General features: G+C 59.3%; 18 protein-coding genes and 4 tRNA genes. 17 read left to right on the plus strand and 5 right to left on the minus strand.

Features of this window, described 5'->3' with window-relative positions; genetic code table 11:
• The first annotated feature begins 4 nt into the window (after positions 1 to 4).
• Together fkpB and ispH are read left to right on the plus strand one after the other, a co-directional pair.
• A complete protein-coding gene (gene fkpB, locus J4E42_RS14885) occupies positions 5 to 442 on the plus strand; it encodes an FKBP-type peptidyl-prolyl cis-trans isomerase (protein ID WP_207285535.1) in 438 nt (145 codons plus the stop codon).
• Positions 443 to 573: 131 nt separating this feature from the next.
• Positions 574 to 1,521 carry a 4-hydroxy-3-methylbut-2-enyl diphosphate reductase gene (ispH, locus tag J4E42_RS14890; RefSeq protein WP_008028815.1) on the plus strand — a complete coding sequence of 316 codons (948 nt, stop codon included), beginning with the start codon at positions 574 to 576 and terminating at the stop codon, positions 1,519 to 1,521.
• Here the strand turns inward: ispH and J4E42_RS14895 are convergent.
• A complete protein-coding gene (locus J4E42_RS14895; RefSeq protein WP_207285523.1) occupies positions 1,498 to 2,040 on the minus strand; it encodes a GspH/FimT family pseudopilin in 543 nt (180 codons plus the stop codon). The genes ispH and J4E42_RS14895 overlap by 24 nt on opposite strands.
• Before the next feature lie 129 nt (positions 2,041 to 2,169).
• On the opposite strand from J4E42_RS14895, the gene J4E42_RS14900 reads away from it, so the two are divergent.
• From J4E42_RS14900 to thiO, 7 genes are read left to right on the plus strand one after another with little or no spacing between them, the layout of a single operon-like run.
• Positions 2,170 to 2,643 carry a GspH/FimT family pseudopilin gene (locus J4E42_RS14900; RefSeq protein ID WP_008028811.1) on the plus strand — a complete coding sequence of 158 codons (474 nt, stop codon included), beginning with the start codon at positions 2,170 to 2,172 and terminating at the stop codon, positions 2,641 to 2,643.
• Positions 2,640 to 3,089 (plus strand): type IV pilus modification protein PilV, encoded by a 450-nt coding sequence (gene pilV / locus J4E42_RS14905; RefSeq protein ID WP_008037891.1) that lies wholly within the window; start codon positions 2,640 to 2,642, stop codon positions 3,087 to 3,089. The genes J4E42_RS14900 and pilV overlap by 4 nt, the downstream gene beginning before the upstream one ends.
• Positions 3,086 to 3,799 (plus strand): PilW family protein, encoded by a 714-nt coding sequence (locus J4E42_RS14910; RefSeq protein WP_207285524.1) that lies wholly within the window; start codon positions 3,086 to 3,088, stop codon positions 3,797 to 3,799. The genes pilV and J4E42_RS14910 overlap by 4 nt, the downstream gene beginning before the upstream one ends.
• An 11-nt stretch (positions 3,800 to 3,810) precedes the next feature.
• A complete protein-coding gene (locus tag J4E42_RS14915) occupies positions 3,811 to 4,290 on the plus strand; it encodes a PilX N-terminal domain-containing pilus assembly protein (RefSeq protein WP_207285525.1) in 480 nt (159 codons plus the stop codon).
• Positions 4,277 to 7,390 (plus strand): pilus assembly protein, encoded by a 3,114-nt coding sequence (locus J4E42_RS14920; RefSeq protein ID WP_207285526.1) that lies wholly within the window; start codon positions 4,277 to 4,279, stop codon positions 7,388 to 7,390. Before J4E42_RS14915 ends, J4E42_RS14920 begins: the two co-directional genes overlap by 14 nt.
• A gap of 14 nt (positions 7,391 to 7,404) precedes the next feature.
• Positions 7,405 to 7,803: a type IV pilin protein gene (locus tag J4E42_RS14925; RefSeq protein ID WP_008028801.1), complete on the plus strand. Its 399-nt coding sequence runs from the start codon at positions 7,405 to 7,407 to the stop codon at positions 7,801 to 7,803.
• Between the two features lie 56 nt (positions 7,804 to 7,859).
• Entirely contained in the window at positions 7,860 to 8,960 is a 1,101-nt protein-coding gene (gene thiO / locus J4E42_RS14930; RefSeq protein ID WP_008037886.1) for a glycine oxidase ThiO, read from the plus strand.
• Between the two features lie 110 nt (positions 8,961 to 9,070).
• Here the strand turns inward: thiO and J4E42_RS14935 are convergent, their stop codons facing one another.
• The 4 genes from J4E42_RS14935 to J4E42_RS14950 all read right to left on the minus strand — a co-directional run bounded on the left by J4E42_RS14935 (position 9,071) and on the right by J4E42_RS14950 (position 13,375).
• Positions 9,071 to 10,402 (minus strand): sigma-54 dependent transcriptional regulator, encoded by a 1,332-nt coding sequence (locus J4E42_RS14935; RefSeq protein WP_207285527.1) that lies wholly within the window; start codon positions 10,400 to 10,402, stop codon positions 9,071 to 9,073.
• A 2-nt stretch (positions 10,403 to 10,404) separates the two neighbouring features.
• Complete coding sequence (locus J4E42_RS14940) at positions 10,405 to 11,994, minus strand: PAS domain-containing sensor histidine kinase (RefSeq protein ID WP_207285528.1); 1,590 nt, start codon at positions 11,992 to 11,994, stop codon at positions 10,405 to 10,407.
• Entirely contained in the window at positions 11,984 to 12,217 is a 234-nt protein-coding gene (locus J4E42_RS14945; protein ID WP_008037883.1) for a PP0621 family protein, read from the minus strand. Before J4E42_RS14945 ends, J4E42_RS14940 begins: the two co-directional genes overlap by 11 nt.
• A 135-nt stretch (positions 12,218 to 12,352) precedes the next feature.
• A complete protein-coding gene (locus tag J4E42_RS14950) occupies positions 12,353 to 13,375 on the minus strand; it encodes an outer membrane protein assembly factor BamD (RefSeq protein ID WP_008028792.1) in 1,023 nt (340 codons plus the stop codon).
• Between the two features lie 151 nt (positions 13,376 to 13,526).
• On the opposite strand from J4E42_RS14950, the gene rluD reads away from it, so the two are divergent.
• From rluD to J4E42_RS14990, 8 genes are all read left to right on the plus strand, one after another.
• Positions 13,527 to 14,489 carry a 23S rRNA pseudouridine(1911/1915/1917) synthase RluD gene (gene rluD, locus J4E42_RS14955; RefSeq protein ID WP_008028788.1) on the plus strand — a complete coding sequence of 321 codons (963 nt, stop codon included), beginning with the start codon at positions 13,527 to 13,529 and terminating at the stop codon, positions 14,487 to 14,489.
• On the plus strand, positions 14,486 to 15,211 hold the full coding sequence (gene pgeF / locus J4E42_RS14960; RefSeq protein ID WP_207285529.1) for a peptidoglycan editing factor PgeF: 726 nt from the start codon (positions 14,486 to 14,488) through the stop codon (positions 15,209 to 15,211). The genes rluD and pgeF overlap by 4 nt, the downstream gene beginning before the upstream one ends.
• Before the next feature lie 130 nt (positions 15,212 to 15,341).
• Positions 15,342 to 17,906 (plus strand): ATP-dependent chaperone ClpB, encoded by a 2,565-nt coding sequence (gene clpB / locus J4E42_RS14965; protein ID WP_008037881.1) that lies wholly within the window; start codon positions 15,342 to 15,344, stop codon positions 17,904 to 17,906.
• Between the two features lie 300 nt (positions 17,907 to 18,206).
• A tRNA-Asn gene (locus J4E42_RS14970) sits at positions 18,207 to 18,282 on the plus strand.
• 9 nt (positions 18,283 to 18,291) lie between these two features.
• A tRNA-Pro gene (locus J4E42_RS14975) sits at positions 18,292 to 18,368 on the plus strand.
• 5 nt (positions 18,369 to 18,373) lie between these two features.
• A tRNA-Lys gene (locus tag J4E42_RS14980) sits at positions 18,374 to 18,449 on the plus strand.
• A 95-nt stretch (positions 18,450 to 18,544) separates the two neighbouring features.
• Positions 18,545 to 18,621: transfer RNA gene (locus J4E42_RS14985), tRNA-Pro, on the plus strand.
• Between the two features lie 152 nt (positions 18,622 to 18,773).
• A complete protein-coding gene (locus tag J4E42_RS14990) occupies positions 18,774 to 20,399 on the plus strand; it encodes a methyl-accepting chemotaxis protein (RefSeq protein WP_008037880.1) in 1,626 nt (541 codons plus the stop codon).
• Positions 20,400 to 20,431: the final 32 nt, after the last annotated feature.

Consider the following 20,431-nt stretch of genomic DNA (forward strand, 5'->3'; position numbering starts at 1 on the left):
GGTATTGGCTGAGCAACGCATCCGCCAGAACACGGAAGTCACCTTGCATTTTGCACTGCGCCTGGAGAACGGCGACACCGTCGACAGCACCTTCGACAAAGCCCCGGCGACCTTCCAGGTCGGCGACGGTAACCTGTTGCCAGGTTTCGAAGCGGCCCTGTTCGGCTTCAAGGCCGGTGACAAGCGTGCGCTGACGATTCAGCCGGAAAACGCTTTCGGTCAGCCGAACCCGCAAAACGTGCAGATCATCCCGCGTTCGCAGTTCAAGGACATGGACCTGTCACCGGGTTTGCTGGTGATTTTCAACGATGCGGCGAATACTGAGCTGCCTGGCGTGGTGAAAGAGTTCGATGACGAGCAAGTGACCATCGACTTCAACCATCCGTTGGCCGGCAAGACATTGACCTTTGACGTGGAAATCATCAACGTCAAATCGCTGTAAACGCTGTTCTGTAGGAGCTGGCTTGCCAGCGATGGGGCCATCAGGCTCGCTGCAACGCCAAGGGCCTCATCGCCGGCAAGCCGGCTCCTACAAAGATCTAATTTTCCTGCGCGCAAGACACGAGGCACAGCATGCAAATCAAACTCGCCAACCCCCGTGGCTTCTGCGCCGGTGTGGACCGGGCGATCGAAATCGTCAACCGCGCCCTGGAAGTCTTCGGGCCGCCGATCTATGTGCGCCACGAAGTGGTCCACAACAAATTCGTCGTCGAAGACTTGCGCGCTCGCGGCGCGATCTTCGTTGAAGAGCTGGATCAGGTACCGGACGACGTCATCGTGATCTTCAGTGCACACGGCGTTTCCCAGGCGGTGCGTACCGAAGCCGCCGGCCGTGGCCTGAAGGTGTTCGACGCCACCTGCCCGCTGGTGACCAAAGTGCACATCGAGGTCGCGCGCTACAGCCGTGATGGCCGTGAATGCATCCTCATCGGCCACGCCGGTCACCCGGAAGTCGAAGGCACCATGGGCCAGTACGATGGCAGCAATGGCGGCGCGATTTACCTGGTCGAGGACGAGAAAGACGTCGCCGCGTTGCAGGTGAATAACCCTGAAAAACTGGCGTTCGTGACCCAGACCACCCTGTCCATGGACGATACCAGCCGCGTCATCGATGCCCTGCGTACACGCTTCCCGGCGATTGGTGGCCCGCGCAAGGACGACATCTGCTACGCCACGCAAAACCGTCAGGACGCCGTCAAGACGCTGGCCGACGAATGCGACGTGGTGCTGGTTGTCGGCAGCCCGAACAGCTCCAACTCCAATCGCCTGCGTGAGCTGGCCGAACGCATGGCCACTCCGGCCTACCTGATCGACGGCGCTGAAGACCTGCAAAAGAGCTGGTTCGACGGTGTCGAGCGCATCGGCATTACCGCAGGGGCCTCTGCACCGGAAGTACTGGTGCGTGGTGTGATCCAGCAGTTGCAGGCCTGGGGCGCTACCGGTGCCGATGAACTGGCGGGTCGCGAGGAGAACATCACGTTCTCCATGCCGAAAGAGTTACGCGTTCGTTCGCTGCTTTGATTTTTTTCCTTTCTCGCACAACGCCTGCTCAGCCTTGATGCTGCGCAGGCTGACGCGACCGCTCGGGGCCAGCACCACTTGGTGCTGACTCACTGGCTCGTGTTTTGCGCAAACATGCAATGTCCCCGCTTGAAAGCCTCCGTGCTGCGGTTCGCCGAGATGGCTGAATCGTACTGAAGTCCTGACATAGTGATTGCCGATAACCGGCACCCGAGTGTCGCTTCGGCGCTCGACCAGCAGCGGATTGTTGCTGTCCTCATGTCCCTTGCCATTTAAATCCAGAATCATCCGCCAGCCTTGGCCCCAATCGTCGTTTATCCCGTGTATGACGACAGCCTGGTTTCGCGTGATCGCCTCGCTCCTGGCACTGCGCATGCCACTGACAAGCGACTTCGCTGCCTCCTCCTGATGGTTCGATTCCGTGAGCGCTGCAAACGCCGGACTGACCAGATGCAGAACAATCCCGACAATCGTCAGTCCCATGAGCAGTTCAATCAGACTGAAACCCTGCTGATGCATGACATCTCCCTCCCTGGAGTGCGGTGGCCCGCGCAATCCTTGCGCAGTAATGGCAAAACAACCGACACCTGTGGGTCGATTGTTCTAGCGTGTAACAGCAGGTATAGCCGACGGCAACGGAGGGCATTGATGGATCATCGTACAAAAGGTTTCACGCTGATCGAGTTGCTGGTCGCGCTTGCGGTCTTTTTGATTCTGATCACCCTGGCAGTGCCGGCGTTTACCCGTTCGGTGCAAGGCACCAGGGCCGACACCGAGATCGGCGACCTGCAGCGCGCCTTGAATTTCGCCCGGCTTGAAGCCATCGACCGCGGCATCACCACCCGGGTGCGGCCGACGGCGGGTGGCAGCGTCTGGACGGGGGAATTGGCGGTGTATGACAGTACTGGCACTGTGGCCAATGTATTGCGGGTTGTTCCCGCGATGAGCAGCGGCGCGACTCTGACGCTAACCTCAGGCGTGACCGCCATCGATTTCAACAATCTGGGCGGTCTGTCGGCACCGTCCACGGCGGTGGTGATCAGCTACGTACTGGGGGCGCAAAGCAGGACGCTGAATGTGTGTTTGAACGGACGAATTCTATTGGGTGGAAGTTGCGGATGAGGGGATGGAGCAAGCGTGCACAGGAGGGCATGACGCTGATCGAGGTTCTCGTGGCGTTGTTGATTTTGAGCGTGGGGCTGTTGGGGGCGGCGGCGTTCCAGCTCAATGCGCTGAAGTACACCGACAGTTCGCGGATGACCAGCCAGGCCAGTTTTATCGCCTACGACATGATGGACCGCATCCGCGCCAACGCCGGCGCCGATTACACCGTCACGCCGCCGACGTCGGGCAACCTCAACGTTGCCCGGGATCAGGACCTCTACGACTTCACCACCAATATCGTCAGTATGCTCGGCGCCACCGCTACGGGCAGCGTCACCCTCAATCAGCGGGTGTACACCATCACCATTACCTGGGACGACTCGCGGGCGGCCAATGCCGCCAATTCCCGTCGCAGCTTTGTGCTGACCAGTCGCGCCGCCGTTGATCCGGTGGCGACACCATGAACCGGCTCAACAGAGGTTTCGGCCTGATCGAAATGTTGATCGCGTTGGCGTTGAGCCTGGTCGTGGTGCTCGGTGTGGCGCAGATTTTCATAGCGGCCAAGAACACTTATGTCAGCCAGAACGCGGCGGCGAACATGCAGGAAGACGCGCGTTTCGTGCTGAGCAAAATGATTCAGGAAATCCGCATGGTGGGGATGTTTGGTTGTCTGGGGGCGATTACTGATGCAAGCGCCGGGGCGAGTTTTACTGCCAGCCAGATAGCGCCGATCAGTTGGGATAATGCCAACCTCAAGCTGACCCTGGTGACCGCCGATGTCGGAGCGGGTGGCGGTACGCCGACCTGGACGGTGGTTTCGGATTGCCGAAACACCGCGACGGCTTACTCCAACGTGCAGGCTCCCGCCACAGGACAATTGGCGTTTCCGATTCGACGACTGATCTACAGCCTCAAGAACGGCCAACTGACGATGGGCAGTGGCATCGGCACGCCGGCTCAGGCGGTGCTTGTCGACAACGTCAAAGCCTTTGACGTGAGCTTCGGTCTCGCAGCGTCAGCCACAGATACGGCCGCTTCCAGTTACAGCACCAACCCGTCCGACCCTGCGCGAATCCGTAGTGTGCGCCTGACGCTGATACTGAAAGATCCGAACAGCCGGGTCCGCGATCAAACATTCAACGTGGTTGCCGCTTTGCGCAACCGCTTGCCATGAGGGGAGGGCCGATGAGTTTTTCTCCCGCTACCCCTCACACCCAGCGCGGCATGGCGCTGCTGGTCAGCCTGGTGTTCCTTCTGTTGCTGACGCTGATTGGTATTTCATCGATGCAGAACGCAACCCTGCAGGAAAAGATGGCCAGTAGCGTAACCCTGCGCAATCAGTCGTTCCAGATCGCCGAAGCCGCGTTGCGCATCGGCGAAAGTGCGGTTCAGCTCGATACCTATACATTGCCGGTTTGCAGCGGCAATCAATGTTTGCCGCCCGCCGAGTCATCGACCCTCACGGCTGCCGGTCTCAATTCCTCCTCGGGGGTCACCTGGATCGCGGCGGCCAACGGTTTCTATGGGGTACAGAACATCGGTACCACGTTGAATGCCGTGAATGTGCCGAGCAACACCTCTGCGACGCTTTATCGGGTCACGGCAGTGGCCATCGTGGGCAACAACGTGCGCAGTGTGGTGGAGAGCATCTATGCCAAATACTAATAGATGCTCAGGGATCTGGCGGTTTCTGAGTGGTATTGCATTGGCGCTGTACCTGTCAGCGCCTGCGTACGCGTTCACGCCTTCGGACTCGCCCCTGTTGAGCGCTGCGGCGGTTGCGCCCAACGTGATGCTGCTGATCGATGATTCGGGGAGCATGAACAACATCATTTGGGCGCCGGGATTCGATCCGACGGTCAGTCGCCCGCAAATTGCCAATTGCAGTTCGAACAGCTCGTGTCTGACTGGTCAGAACCTGGACATGGACGATACCAACATCGCCTTGTCGAGCCTCAATCGCGGCGGTTGCTCCAACAATGGCAACTGGTACGGTTTTTATCGGGGCTTCCTGGGACTGTCATCGATATGCCTGAAGCTGCCCGACCCGGTGGGCAACGAAAACACGCGTTATACGGCTAACTATCTGTCTTATCTGGTCACACTGGCCAACGGTTCGAACAGGGATTTCACCACCGGTACCGGTGCGATCCCCAATGATTACCGCATCAGCGTTGCGCAGGATGTGTCCACCAATCTGGTCACCAGCAACCGTTCATTGAGAATAGGCCTCGCGACATTCAACCCTTCTGTCAGTGGCAACTCCGGCCCCGGCGGTTTTATCGCCCGCGCGGTCAGTGACCTATCTCCCGTCAGTGGTAGCATTACCCAGGCCCAGGCGGACACCAACTACAACGCGTTGATCTCTTCGATCAATGGTTTGAGTGCAATCGCCAGTACCCCGTTGGCGGAGACCTATTACGAGATCACGCGGTACATGCGCGGCATGGCGCCGTACTACAACTCGACGCCAACCACTTACACCAGCCCGATCCAGTATCGCTGCCAGAAAAACTATGGCGTAGTGATCACCGATGGCTTGCCTACGTTCGACAGGACCTTCCCGACCAACGATCCGCTCGGTGGCGCCCGCTTGCCGAACTGGGACGGCAACAGCGCGAACGATGGTGACAACCTCTCCGGTGATGGCGAGGGGGACACGTTGTACCTGGACGACATCGCCAAATTCGCCTTCGACATCGATATGCGCACTACCGGCACCGATGCCGGTGGCAAAAACTGGAACGCCGCAGATTTCCCCAAACAGAACATGAACACCTACACCGTGGGTTTCACCGCCGCGAACCAGATGTTGTCGGACGCCGCCGGTTACGGGCAGGGCAAGTACTACCAGGCGACGGACAGTGCCGGCCTGAATACCGCGTTGTCATCAGCGCTGAGCGACATCACGTCGAAAGCCGGTTCCGGCGGGAGCGGCACCACCAGCAGCGCAATCGTCGGGGTCGGTTCCGCTTACTACCAGACCAGCTACGACCCCAAGGACTGGCGCGGCACCATCAAGTCTTACGGGTTCACCGCCACCGGCTCGGTCAATACCTCCACGGTGCTCTGGACGACTGATACGGCCATCGTGCCCGGCGCCACAGCGCCGATTTACCAGTCGTGGAACAACGTGAGCAACGCCCCCGTCACGCTGGCCTTCGCCAATTTCGCCCCGGCACAGCAGACGGTGCTGAATCAGGGCCTGCCAACCGGCATCACGGGCAGCGACCTTGTGGAGTGGAGCAAGGGCACCAACAAGACCGGGTTGAAAGTACGCAGCGTGTTGCTCGGCGACATCATCAACTCGCCTTTGGTGCTGGCCTCGCCAACGGAAAAAACCGCATCCGATCTGGTCAGTGACACCAGCTACAGCACCTATCTGGCCACCAAATCCAGCAACATGAACACCAGCCTGGTGGTCAATGCCAACGATGGTTTTGTCAGCGTCATCAACTCGGGTAACGGCGCCAGACGTTATGCCTACATGCCCTCCAGTGTTTTGCCATCGTTGCGCTATATCGCCGATACCGCCTACATCAATGGCATCAGCCACAAGTTTCTGGTCGACGGTCAGGTCGGCGTTTTTGATGCACAACTCAACAGTGCCTGGAAAACCCTGGCGCTCGGGGGAACAGGCGCGGGCGGCAAGACGTTCTACGCCTTGCAGCTGTTTGACGCCTCGGCCGGCAACGTGACCAAGGCGTTGTGGGAAATCAGTGCACCTGCCACAGCAAACACGGCGAACGTTTTCAATGATCTGGGTTATGCCTACGCCCGTCCGGAAGTGGCACGCTTGGCGGATGGTCGATGGGCGGCATTCATCTCCAACGGCTACGGCAGCAATTCGGGTGTGGCGGCGTTGTACGTGGTGGATATCCGCGATGGGTCGCTTATCAAGAAAATCGTCATCGACAGTACGGAAACCACCAACGGTTTGTCGTCGGTGAAACTCAAGGTCAACTCGCAGAATGTGGTGCAGGCCGCCTATGGCGGGGATCTGAAAGGGCGTTTATGGAAGTTTGATCTGAGCGGCGCCACCACGGACACCTGGGGCGTGGCGTTTTCCGGCAAACCGTTGTTCACGACGGCGGGCGGCGCCACCCAGCCAATCACCGCGCAGCCGCTGTTGGCGGACAATTCACTGGGCGGCAAAGTGGTGTTTTTCGGTACCGGCAAATTCAATGAAACGGTCGACAAGACCAACAAGGATCTGCAGGCGTTCTATGCGGTGTGGGATGCTGACGGCGGCTCTGGACAGATCACCACATCCAGTTTGCAGGCCCAATCGGTGACCGGTGTGTTCTCGGGAAGCACGGGGCAATTCATCACCACCAGCCAGAACGAAGTGACCTATCCGGCGGAGAAGGGCTGGTATTTGCCGCTGGTCTACAACAGTGTTTTAACCGGCGAGCGGGTGATCAGCCAGGCGGCGCTGGTGCTGGGGCGAATCGTATTTACCACGGCCATTGTGGATACCACAGATCCTTGTGCCAGTTTTGGCACCGGCAAACTGGTCGAACTGGATGCGTTCAGCGGTAAGATGCTCAACTACGCGGTGCTCGACACCACTGGCGATGGGCTAGTCGACAGCAACGATGCGATATCCAGCGGGGTGATTTTCACTAGCGGGATGCCATTCTTGAGCGCCGTTACCAACGGCGGCACCGGCAAGATCGTAACCGATACAGGTTCAACGGTGACCAAGCTGACCGAAAAGGGCGGCGGTGGCAGCCGTCGCATCATGTGGCGACAAATACAGTAAGTGAGAGTTGAGGCATGCGCAGATCCAACCGAGGTTTTACCCTGATCGAAATCATGATCGTGATTGCGATCATCGGGATCGTCATCACCATTGGCTACCCGAGCCTCACCGAATACGTGAAAAAGGGCCGCCGGGCTGAAGTGGCCGGGCTGCTCTCCGAGCAGGCGCAGGTTCTTGAACGGTTTTACTCGAAGGGTAATGTCTACACCGGTGCCACCGGCCTGAGCGCCGGCAATGACTATTACACCATCACCCCGACCCTGACCGACCAGACCTTCCTGCTGACCGCTACACGCAAGGCCGGCAGCATGGCGACTGACAAGTGTGGCGATTTCACCATCACCAACACCGGTGTCAGAAGCATGGTCAATGCGACGGCCGGACTGACCACCAAAGATTGCTGGGGTCGCTGAGTTTTTTTTTCGGGCGCCTTTTGCGCCTCCTGTCTCTTTAACGGTTGGATCGGAACATGACCATGCAACAGCAAGTGGTGATAGTCGGCGGCGGTGTGATTGGCCTGCTGACAGCGTTCAATCTCGCGTCGCAAGTACAGAGCGTTGTGCTGCTGGACCGTTCGAATGTCGGTCAGGAATCGTCCTGGGCCGGTGGCGGCATCGTTTCGCCACTCTACCCGTGGCGCTACAGCCCGGCAGTTACCGCGCTGGCCCATTGGTCTCAGGACTTTTATCCACAGCTGGGCGAGCGTCTGTTTGCCGCGACCGGGGTTGATCCCGAAGTGCACACCACCGGCCTGTACTGGCTGGACCTGGACGATGAGGCCGAGGCGCTGGCCTGGGCCGAGCGGGAAAACCGTCCGCTGCGGGCTGTGGATATCTCGGCGGCGCACGACGCGGTGCCGGTCCTGGGTGGCGGTTTCACCCGCGCGATCTACATGGCCGACGTGGCCAACGTGCGCAATCCGCGGCTGGTGAAATCCCTCAAGGCTGCCTTGCTGGCGATGCCGAACGTGACGATTCATGAGCAGTGCGAAGTCAGCGGGTTCGTTCGCGAGGGCGAAAAAGTCGTCGGCGTGCAGACTTCGGCGGGCGCGATCCTCGGTGATCAGGTGGTGCTGACGGCGGGTGCCTGGAGCGGTGATTTGCTCAAAAGCCTGGGCCTTGCGTTGCCGGTTGAACCCGTGAAAGGGCAGATGATTCTTTACAAGTGCGCTGCGGACTTCTTGCCGAGCATGGTGCTGGCCAAGGGGCGTTATGCGATTCCTCGCCGGGATGGACACATTCTGATTGGCAGCACGCTGGAACATGAAGGCTTCGACAAGACGCCGACCGGCTCTGCGCTTGAGAGCCTGAAAGCGTCTGCGGTGGAATTGATTCCAGCGCTGGCGGATGCCGAGGTGGTCGGGCATTGGGCGGGGTTGCGACCGGGCTCACCGGAGGGCATTCCCTACATTGGCCGAGTGCCGGGCTTCGAGGGGTTGTGGCTCAACTGCGGGCATTACCGTAACGGGTTGGTGCTGGCGCCGGCGTCGTGCCAGTTGTTTGCGGATGTGATGCTGGGCAGGACGCCGATCATTGATCCGGCGCCGTATGCGCCGGCCGGGCGGATCTAGTCGCGGGATATTGGGCGTCTGACAGACCGCCTTCGCGGGCAAGCCTCGCTCCTACAAGATCAACGACAGATTGACATCTGTAGGAGCGAGGCTTGCCCGCGAAGGGGCCTTCAATCCAGCCCGAATTTCTTCAACCTGTAACGCATCGACCGAAACGACAAATTCAATCGCTGAGCCGCTGCCGTGCGGTTCCAGCGGGTTTCCTCCAGGGCCTGGAGGATGAGTTTGCGTTCGACGTTTTCCAGATAGTCTTCCAGATTGTCGATCTGCGTCAGGTCCGGCACACCGCTGTCGGCGCTGCAATTGCCTTCGGCCAGTCGCAGGTCGCTGGCTTCGATCTGCTTGTTGTCGCACAGGGTGTGGGCGCGTTCGAGCATGTTCTCCAATTCCCGCACATTGCCCGGAAAGCGATAGCTTTTCAGCGCCTCAAGCGCTTGTGGGTGGAGCTTCGGGGCGGGTTGGCCGCTGGCTGCCGCCAGACGCTTGAGTACATGACCGGCTAATGACTCGATGTCGTCGCGGCGCTCGCGCAAAGGCGGAACCCGCAGTTCGATCACATTCAGCCGGTAGTACAAATCCTGGCGAAAGCGTTCAGCGGCGACTTCAGCGTCGAGGTCTTTGTGGGTGGCGCAGAGGATCCGCACATCGACCACGGTTTCCTGCTGGCCGCCAACGCTGCGAACGGCTTTTTCCTGAATCGCCCGCAGCAGCTTGACCTGCATCGACAGCGGCAAGTCGGCCACTTCGTCGAGGAACAGCGTGCCACCCTGAGCGGCCTGGAACAGCCCGGGCTTGTCTTCGATGGCGCCGCTGAAGCTGCCTTTGCGATGGCCGAAAAACTCGCTTTCCATCAGTTCCGACGGTATCGCGCCGCAATTTACCGGGACAAACGGTTGGTTGGCGCGCGGTCCTTGTTCGTGGATCAGTCGGGCGACCAGTTCCTTGCCGCTGCCGGACTCGCCGCTGATGTAGATCGGCGCCTGACTGCGGGCCAGTTTGTCGATTTGTTTACGCAGGCTGCGCATGGGCAGCGAATCGCCCAGCAACCGTCGGTCGATGGCTGCGCCCGGTGCTGGCATGCGCAGGGCGCTGGTGACCAGTTCGCGCAATCGCGTGAGGTCCACCGGTTTGGTCAGGAAGTCGAAGGCGCCGGCCTTGAGGGCGTTGATCGCCGTTTCGAGGCTGCCGTAGGCGGTAATCATGGCCACCGGCAGGTTTGGGGCGCGTTGCTGGATATGTTGCACCAGTTCAAGACCGGTGCCGTCCGGCAGGCGCATGTCGGTCAGGCACAGGTCGAAGGTCTCACGCTTCAACAGCGCCAGGGCTTCGCCGAGGTTACGGGCGCTGAAGGTGTCGAGTTTCATCCGTCCCAGGGTGATTTCCAGGAGTTCGCGGATATCCGGCTCGTCGTCGACGATCAGGACTTTTTGCCGTGGGCACATGTTCAACTTTGTTTCCGTCCGTGAGCAAAGGTGATGCGAAAGCAGCCGCCATCATGGCGTGGCTTGAAGTCTAGGCGGGCCTGGTTGCTTTCGCACAGCTCACGGGACAGATACAGCCCCAGGCCTGTGCCTTGGGCGCTGGTGGTATAGAACGGTTCGAACAAATGCACCTGTTGGTCCGGTGCCACGCCGGGGCCATCGTCCCGAACCTCGATGATCGGCAACTGGCTGTCGGGGTCGACAAACAAATCGAGCCAGACCTGCGCCTGATCGTGGACCTGAGCGCTATGACGCCAGGCGTTGCGCAACAAATTGTCGAGAATCTGGGTGAGCTGGTTCGGGTCCATCAGGGTTTTGAAGTCGCCTGAACCGATGCGCAGGTGAATCTGCTGGCGATCGAGCGCACTTTCACGACTGTCGGCCACGAACTGCTCCAGCCACGGCTTCAGATCGAGTCGTTGCGGTACGGTTTGCTGGCGGCGGGACAGTTGCAGGACGTTTTCGATAACCCGATTCATTCGCTGAGAGTGGTCTTGAATAATCTGGGTCAGACGTCGATCCGCGCCGTTCAGTTCCTCCGATTCCTGCAATAGCTGAGCGGCATGACTAATGGCGCCCAAAGGATTGCGAATTTCGTGGGCGATACCGGCCGTCAGGCGACCCAAAGCGGCGAGCTTCAGTTGTTGGGCCTGTTGGGCGATTTGTGCGAGATCTTCAAGGAAGACCAGGGTTTGGTGGTGTGGGCTTTGGGCCAGGGCAATGAAGCTCGGTTGCAGTTCCAGGCCGCTGTTGGCGATTTTCAGGCTCTGGGGGCGCAGCGTCGGATTGTTCTGCCACAGTTGCAGGCGTTCGACCAGAATGGGCGAGCAGTCGTCGATCCGTTGGCCTTCGAGATGGTCTCGGCCCAGTAAGATCAGCGCGCTTTGGTTGGCCAATTGCACCCGCAGTTGGCCGTCGAGCACCAGGATGCCGGTGCGCATGCGTTGCAGGATCAATGCATTGAGGGCTTCGAGGCCCACCACTTCGCTGGCCCGTTGTTCGGCGAGGGTTTCGCTGACTTCCAGGCGTTGGATCAAGCCTTGCACCAGCAACGCCGCGGCAAAGCACAACACACCGAGGGTGCCGGCTTGCAGGTAATCGTTGGGGCTGGCGGGATGGCTGAAACTCAGGAGAAAGCTCAGCCCGACGATGCCGAGCGCGCCCACGGCGGCGATCAGCAGGCCGATGCGGCTTCGCAACAAGGTGTTGCTGATGGCCACCGAGACGATCAGCAAGTTGCCGATGGCGCTGGCGACACCGCCGGCGGCGTAGAACAAGCCACACAACAGCAAGACATCAATCAGCGCCAGGCCGAACAATTGCGCCGGGCGGCGGGTGTTCTCGAAGAAGACCACCAGCAAGATGTTCAGCACCAGGTACAGCCAGCTGCCACTGCGCAACAGGCTGTCATTGGCGAACGTCAGCAACTGGTTGTCCAGGTTGCTGGAGATCAGCAGCACCAAGGTGATGCCGACGCTTAGGCGGTAGAGGTGATAAAGGCGCAGCAGTCGCTGAGCCTGTTTGCTGCCGGGACTGGACGTCTCAGCGATCACTGGAGCCCGGGCCTTGCTCGAGGTGAGCCTGGCTGCAATACCACTGTTGTTGAAGGCTCAGCGCGCGGTCGCGGGGCAGATGTACGCCGCAATGGGCACAGCGGACCATGGGCGCGGCTTCCAGTTCGGCGGGGGACTTGGGCACAGAAGCCTGACCCTTGAACTTGCGCCAGAACCATACCGCAGCGGCAATCAGGGCGATCCAGAACAGTAAACGAAGCATGATGAGCTGCTTTATGACGAGTGATTAAGCAGTTTAGCCAAGGACATGACGGGCGCACAGCCTGTTAGCGCCGCAATAAAAGTCCGGACATAAAAAAGGAGCCTCGAAAGGCTCCTTTTTGCACCACCGGTCGTATCAGTCGAACACGCCGAAGGTCATGTAGCTGAACCACGAGCGGTCGCTGTTGTTGCCTTCCGCTTCGTGATTTTCTTCTTCGATCACGTCGCCATTTTCATCTTTAGGCTTGAGATCGTTCGGAATCGCTTCTTTGGCGTCCCGGAATTGTCTCTGCACGTCCTGGTTGGCGCGGGTTTCGCCCGGCGGCAGCGGTGGACGGGATTCGATCAGGCCCAGAGTCGCCTTGCTCAACCACGAACGGTTGTCGGCTTCGTCGACCGATGGCACGAACTGACCGTCTACCAGCGTTGGGTGGTTCGGGTAGTTGAGCTTCAGGGTTTCGAGGCTGGTGGCTGCCAGGTCGTCCAGGTGCAGACGCTGGTAGGCTTCAGTCATCACCGCCAGGCCGTCGCCGACCGATGGGGTTTCCTGGAAGTTTTCCACCACGTAACGACCACGGTTCGCGGCAGCGACGTAGGCCTGACGGGTCAGGTAGTAGTCGGCGACGTGAATCTCGTAGGCAGCCAGCAGGTTGCGCAGGTAAATCATGCGCTGCTTGGCGTCCGGCGAGTAGCGGCTGTTCGGGAAGCGGCTGGTCAGCTGGGCGAACTCGTTGTAGGAGTCGCGGGCAGCACCCGGGTCACGCTTGGTCATGTCCAGCGGCAGGAAACGCGACAGCAGGCCGACGTCCTGGTCGAAAGAGGTCAGGCCCTTGAGGTAATAGGCGTAGTCCACGTTCGGATGCTGAGGGTGCAAACGAATGAAGCGCTCGGCGGCAGACTTCGCAGCCTCAGGCTCGGTGTTCTTGTAGTTGGCGTAGATAAGCTCGAGTTGAGCCTGATCGGCGTAGCGACCGAACGGATAACGCGACTCCAGCGCCTTCAGCTTGGCTGTGGCGGCGGTGTAGCTATTGTTGTCCAGATCTTGCTGAGCCTGCTGGTACAGCTCGACTTCGCTAAGGTTTTCGTCTACGACTTCCTTCGATGAGCAAGCAGCGGTCAATGCGAGGATGGCGATCAGCAGCAGGTGTTTCACTTGCATGGCGGCTTGCGTCCCTATGACGGCCGCTGTCTTGGGCGAGGCCGTCCTGTTATGATGAGCGCCCCGTTGAATAGCCTCGGGGCAAAAGACGCCGTATTTAACCACAAGCGCGCAGCCGAAACCAAAGGCTGTGCCGACGCCTAGTCTGAGCATGTCCGATAAAATTGAACTTCGCGCAGAGGTGCCGTCCGAATTGGGCGGCCAACGCCTCGATCAAGTCGCCGCACAATTATTCGCTGAGCACTCGCGCTCGCGCCTTTCCGCCTGGATCAAAGACGGCCGCCTGACTGTGGATGGGGCGGTTATCCGCCCGCGAGACATCGTTCACGGTGGCGCCATTCTTGAACTGACTGCCGAGCAGGAAGCTCAGGGCGAATGGATCGCTCAAGACATCGAGCTGGACATCGTCTATGAAGACGACGACATCCTGGTGATCAACAAGCCTGCGGGCCTGGTGGTGCACCCGGCTGCCGGTCACGCTGATGGCACCTTGCTCAACGCCTTGCTGCACCACGTGCCGGACATCATCAATGTGCCCCGCGCCGGTATCGTCCATCGTCTGGACAAGGACACCACCGGTCTGATGGTGGTGGCCAAGACCATTCAAGCGCAGACGCAGCTGGTTACACAGTTGCAGAGCCGCAGCGTCAGCCGGATCTACGAGTGCATCGTGATCGGCGTGGTGACGGCGGGCGGCAAGATCAACGCGCCGATCGGTCGTCACGGCCAGCAACGCCAGCGCATGGCCGTGATGGAAGGTGGCAAGCAAGCCGTCAGCCATTACCGTGTGCTTGAGCGTTTCCGCTCCCACACTCACGTGCGGGTGAAGCTGGAAACCGGTCGTACGCACCAGATTCGCGTGCACATGGCGCACATCAACTACCCGTTGGTCGGAGATCCTGCCTACGGCGGTCGTTTCCGTATCCCGCCAGCCGCCAGTCAGACCATGGTCGATTCCTTGAAGACGTTCCCGCGTCAGGCGCTGCATGCGCGATTCCTGGAGCTGGATCACCCGACTACCGGTAAACGCATGAGCTGGGAATCGCCACTGCCGGACGATTTCGTCTGGTTGCTGACGCTGCTCAAGCAAGACCGCGAGGCGTTCATCGGATGAGTGACTGGCTGATTCCCGACTGGCCTGCGCCTGCCGGGGTGAAAGCCTGCGTCACCACCCGTGCGGGCGGCGTCAGTCTGGCGCCGTTCGACAGCCTCAACCTCGGCGATCACGTCGACGACAGCCCCGAAGCTGTTGCCGAAAACCGCCGTCGCCTCACCGATCATTTCTCCATGCAGCCGGCCTGGTTGAAGCAGGTTCACGGCATCGCCGTGGCTCATGCGGACCCAAGCCTTGTGGCCACCGCCGACGCCAGCTGGACGGCAACGCCCGGCATTGCCTGCTCGGCGATGACGGCTGATTGCCTGCCCGCGTTGTTTTGCGACCGTGCCGGCACTCGCGTCGCTGCGGCCCACGCCGGTTGGCGCGGGTTGGCGGCGGGCGTGCTCGAAGCGACGCTCGATGCGCTGGCCGTGCCCCCGGAAGACGTGCTGGTCTGGCTCGGTCCGGCCATTGGCCCGCAAGCCTTTGAAGTCGGCCCGGAAGTGCGGGCTACCTTCGTCGAGCAATTGCCCGAATCCGCGAAAGCCTTCGTGCCCAGCCAAAACGCTGGCAAATTCATGGCCGACATCTATGAGCTGGCGCGTTTGCGTCTGGCGGCTCGTGGTGTCACTGCTGTTTATGGTGGCGGTTTCTGCACCGTGACCGATCCCCGCTTCTTTTCTTACCGTCGTAGTCCTCGCACTGGTCGGTTTGCCTCCCTGGTCTGGCTCGAAAGCTAGACTCGACTGATCTGCATCAACGTCACGACGCTTGAAACTCCCAGAATCGACCACATCTATAGCGGTATCTGGCAGGTTTCTTCATTCAGGATGTTTTATAGGTCCGGCCTGCTCAAAAGGAAGGTGACCCATGCGTATAGATCGTTTAACCAGCAAATTGCAGTTAGCTCTATCCGACGCCCAATCGCTGGCCGTCGGCCTTGACCATCCCGGTATTGAACCGGCGCATTTGATGCAAGCCATGCTTGAACAGCAGGGTGGTTCGATCAAACCCCTGTTGATGCAGGTCGGTTTTGACGTCAACAGCCTGCGTAAAGAGCTGACCAAAGAGCTCGACCAGCTGCCAAAAATCCAGAACCCGACCGGCGACGTCAACATGTCGCAGGACTTGGCGCGTCTGCTCAACCAGGCGGATCGCCTGGCCCAGCAGAAGGGCGATCAGTTCATTTCCAGTGAGCTGGTGCTGCTCGCCGCCATGGACGAGAACAGCAAACTCGGCAAATTGTTGCTCGGTCAGGGCGTCAGCAAAAAAGCCCTGGAAAACGCGATCAACAACCTGCGTGGTGGCGAAGCGGTCAACGACGCCAACCACGAAGAGTCGCGTCAGGCGCTGGATAAATACACCGTCGACCTGACCAAGCGCGCCGAAGACGGCAAGCTCGATCCGGTGATCGGTCGTGACGACGAAATTCGCCGGACCATTCAGGTGCTGCAACGCCGCACCAAGAACAACCCGGTGCTGATCGGTGAGCCTGGCGTGGGTAAAACCGCCATCGCCGAAGGCCTGGCCCAGCGCATCATCAACGGCGAAGTGCCGGATGGCCTGAAAGGCAAACGCCTGCTGTCCCTGGACATGGGCGCGCTGATTGCCGGTGCCAAGTACCGTGGCGAGTTCGAAGAACGCCTGAAATCCCTGCTCAACGAGCTGTCGAAGCAGGAAGGGCAGATCATTCTGTTCATCGACGAACTGCACACCATGGTCGGCGCCGGTAAAGGCGAAGGCTCGATGGATGCGGGCAACATGCTCAAACCTGCGTTGGCCCGTGGCGAGTTGCACTGCGTCGGCGCGACCACGCTCAACGAGTACCGCCAATATATAGAGAAGGACGCGGCCCTTGAGCGGCGCTTCCAGAAAGTGTTGGTGGATGAACCGAGCGAAGAAGACACCATCGCCATTCTGCGTGGCCTGAAAGAGCGTTATGAAGTTCACCACAAAGTGGCGATCACCGACGGCGCGATCATCGCCGCGGCCAAGCTCAGTCATCGCTACATTACCGATCGTCAGTTGCCGGACAAGGCCATCGACCTGATCGACGAAGCCGCCAGCCGCATCCGCATGGAGATCGACTCCAAGCCGGAAGTGCTGGACCGTCTGGAGCGCCGTCTGATTCAGCTGAAGGTGGAATCCCAGGCGCTGAAGAAAGAGAGCGACGAAGCGGCGATCAAGCGTCTGGAGAAACTCCAGGAAGAAATCGTTCGTCATGAACGGGAGTATTCGGACCTCGAAGAAATCTGGAACTCGGAAAAAGCCGAAGTCCAGGGTTCTGCGCAGATCCAGCAGAAAATCGAACAGTCCCGTCAGGAACTGGAAGCGGCACGCCGTAAAGGCGACCTGAACCGCATGGCCGAGCTGCAATACGGGGTGATCCCGGACCTGGAGCGCAGCCTGCAAATGGTCGACCAGCATGGCAAAAGCGAAAACCAGTTGCTGCGCAGCAAGGTGACCGAGGAAGAAATCGCCGAAGTCGTCTCGAAGTGGACCGGCATCCCCGTGTCGAAAATGCTCGAAGGCGAGCGCGACAAGCTGATGAAGATGGAAGGCCTGTTGCACCAGCGTGTGATCGGTCAGGACGAAGCGGTGATCGCGGTTTCCAACGCGGTGCGTCGTTCGCGGGCCGGTTTGTCCGACCCGAATCGTCCAAGCGGTTCGTTCATGTTCCTCGGCCCGACCGGTGTCGGTAAAACCGAGTTGTGCAAGGCGTTGGCCGAGTTCCTCTTTGATACAGAAGAGGCGATGGTGCGGATCGACATGTCCGAGTTCATGGAGAAACATTCCGTGGCCCGGTTGATCGGTGCGCCACCAGGCTACGTAGGGTATGAAGAGGGCGGTTACCTGACCGAGGCGGTGCGTCGCAAGCCTTATTCGGTGATCCTGCTGGATGAGGTCGAGAAGGCCCACCCGGATGTGTTCAACATCTTGCTGCAAGTGCTGGAAGATGGCCGTCTGACCGACAGCCATGGCCGCACGGTGGATTTCAAGAACACCGTGATCGTCATGACCTCCAACCTGGGCTCGGTGCAAATCCAGGAACTGGTCGGTGATCGTGAGGCTCAGCGCGCAGCGGTGATGGATGCGATTTCCACGCACTTCCGGCCGGAGTTCATCAACCGGGTCGACGAAGTGGTGATCTTCGAGCCATTGGCGCGGGATCAGATCGCGGGCATTACCGAGATCCAGTTGGGTCGTCTGCGCAGTCGTCTGACTGAGCGCGAACTGAAACTGGAACTCAGCCCTGAGGCCATGGACAAGCTGATCGCGGTTGGCTACGACCCGGTGTACGGCGCACGGCCACTGAAACGTGCGATTCAGCGCTGGATCGAAAACCCGCTGGCGCAGCTGATTTTGTCGGGGCGTTTCATGCCCGGCGATACCGCCAAGGGTGTGGTGGAAAACGACGAAATCGTCTTCGCCTGATCCGCGTTAGCAACAAAACTGAAGAGGCCTCGCATTGCGAGACCTTTTTTTCGTCAGGTTGTTGAACTCAAAGGAAAAGGCTTGTAAAGTGCGCCCCGCAGTAAGTCACCCGGAAGGGTTTCTGCTCCCCAAGCAGGAATCTGAAATAAGTTGCAAATCATTAACTTGAATGCAATTTAGGGGGTTGACAGAGGTGCTTAAGATTGTAGAATAGCGCGCCTCAGACACACGAACGCAGCGATGCGAACGGGTCGAAGAGAACGCAGTAAAGCTTCACCGTTGTAAATTGAAATATGTAGTTCCGTGATAGCTCAGTCGGTAGAGCAAATGACTGTTAATCATTGGGTCCCAGGTTCGAGTCCTGGTCACGGAGCCAATTTCAAACCGGGGTATAGCGCAGTCCGGTAGCGCGCCTGCTTTGGGAGCAGGATGTCAGGAGTTCGAATCCCCTTACCCCGACCATTTTTGGGTCGTTAGCTCAGTTGGTAGAGCAGTTGGCTTTTAACCAATTGGTCGTAGGTTCGAATCCCACACGACCCACCATTTTTGAAACCAGTTAACGCTGGAATCGAATCTTAAGATCAGACGCCAAAAGCTCTGTTCGCAGAAGGCGCCTTTTAAAGGTGCCTTTTTTTTACCGGGGTATAGCGCAGTCCGGTAGCGCGCCTGCTTTGGGAGCAGGATGTCAGGAGTTCGAATCCCCTTACCCCGACCATATTAAAAATCCTCGTATCGAAAGATACGGGGATTTTTTTTGCCTTTGAAAAAGCCGAATCCTTTCAAGTCATCGTACAACTAGCCGATAACGAGCTGTCGGGGCGCACTCGCGACCTCCCATTCAGGCCAACAACAAGAAAGGCACTCGTTATGTTTCTTCGTCAGCTGAATATTGCCCCTCGTGCTGCGCTGGGTTTTGCCTTGATTGCCGTGCTGGTGGCGTTGCTTGGAATATTTGCCCTGGGGCAAATGTCGAGCATTCGCGAGAGCGAGGTGGCGGTGGAGAAGCAATGGCTGCCGAGCATCCGTGGTGGTGATGAGATCCGCGAGCTGATGCTGCGCATCCGTACCATTTCCTTGCGCATGGCACTGGATCAAGACCCAAAGAACATTCCCACCTACCGCGGCCAGATGGACACTCGCGACAAGGAACTGAGCGAGAAGATTGCGGCTTACGACAAGTTGGTCGACACCGCTGAAGGTCAGGCCTTGTACGACCAGTTCAAAACCACCTTCGCCGCCTATCGCACCGGCATTGCCCAGTCGTTCACCCTGGCCGAGCAAGGTCGCCGTGACGAGCTGACCAAACTGCTGTTGATCGACATGAAAACCGTGGTCGATGGTTCCGGCAAGCAGCTCAATGACCTGGCGGAACTGTTCGCCAAACAGGTCGCCGTTGAAAGCCAGAAATCCGCAGCGCACTACGAAACCTCGCGGTCCATCGTCAGCCTGTTCATCGCACTCGCGGCGTTGGCGACAGTCGGCCTGGCAATGTTGCTGACTCGCAGTATCGTCCGTCCGCTGAACGAAGCCCTGAGTGCGGCGGAAAGCGTGGCGCAGGGCGATTTGACCCGACCTATCGCGACCCATGGCAACGACGAAGTGAGCCGTTTGCTCAAGGCGCTGGCGACCATGCAGCAGAACCTGCGGGAAACCCTGCAAGCCATCAGTGGCTCGGCGACGCAACTGGCCACGGCGGCAGATGAGCTGAACGCCGTCACCCTGGATAGCACCCAGGGTCTGCAACAACAGAACAACGAGATTGAACAAGCCGCCACGGCGGTCAACGAAATGACCTCCGCCGTCGAAGAAGTTGCGCGCAACGCAGTGTCGACCTCCGATGCCACTCGCCAGTCCAGCGAGTCGGCGCATCTGGGGCAGGAGCGGGTCAGCGAAACTGCAAGTGCCATCAGCGACCTGGCCAATGATGTGCAGCACACCGGTGAGTTGGTGCAATCGCTGGCCAATCAGTCCCAGGACATCGGCAAGGTGCTGGATGTGATTCGGGCCATTGCCGAGCAAACCAATCTGTTGGCGCTCAACGCTGCGATTGAAGCGGCGCGTGCGGGGGAGAGCGGTCGCGGGTTTGCGGTGGTGGCCGATGAAGTGCGTGCACTGGCGCATCGCACGCAGCAATCGACCCAGGAAATCGAACAAATGGTTCAGGGCATGCGCAATGGTTCGAGCCTGGCGCTGGACTCCATGAATGCCAGCGCTTCCCGTGCTGCCGAAACTCTGGTGATGGCGAAGCGGGCGGGTGACGCATTGCAGACGATCACTGCATCGGTTCACGAAATCCACGAGCGCAACCTGGTGATTGCCAGTGCGGCCGAAGAGCAGGCCCAAGTGGCCCGGGAAGTGGATCGCAATCTGGTGAACATTCGTGATCTGTCGGTGCGTTCCGCTACCGGCGCGGATCAGACCAGTGCCTCCAGCCACGAGCTGTCGAAACTGGCCAATGCGTTGCAAGGGATGGTGCAGCGTTTTCGGGTGTAAAACCGCCAGACGAAAAAAAGCCGCACCTCTCG

Origin of the sequence: Pseudomonas sp. FW300-N2A2 (assembly GCF_017351735.1) — a bacterium.
In the GTDB taxonomy this organism is placed as follows: Bacteria; Pseudomonadota; Gammaproteobacteria; order Pseudomonadales; family Pseudomonadaceae; genus Aquipseudomonas; species Aquipseudomonas migulae.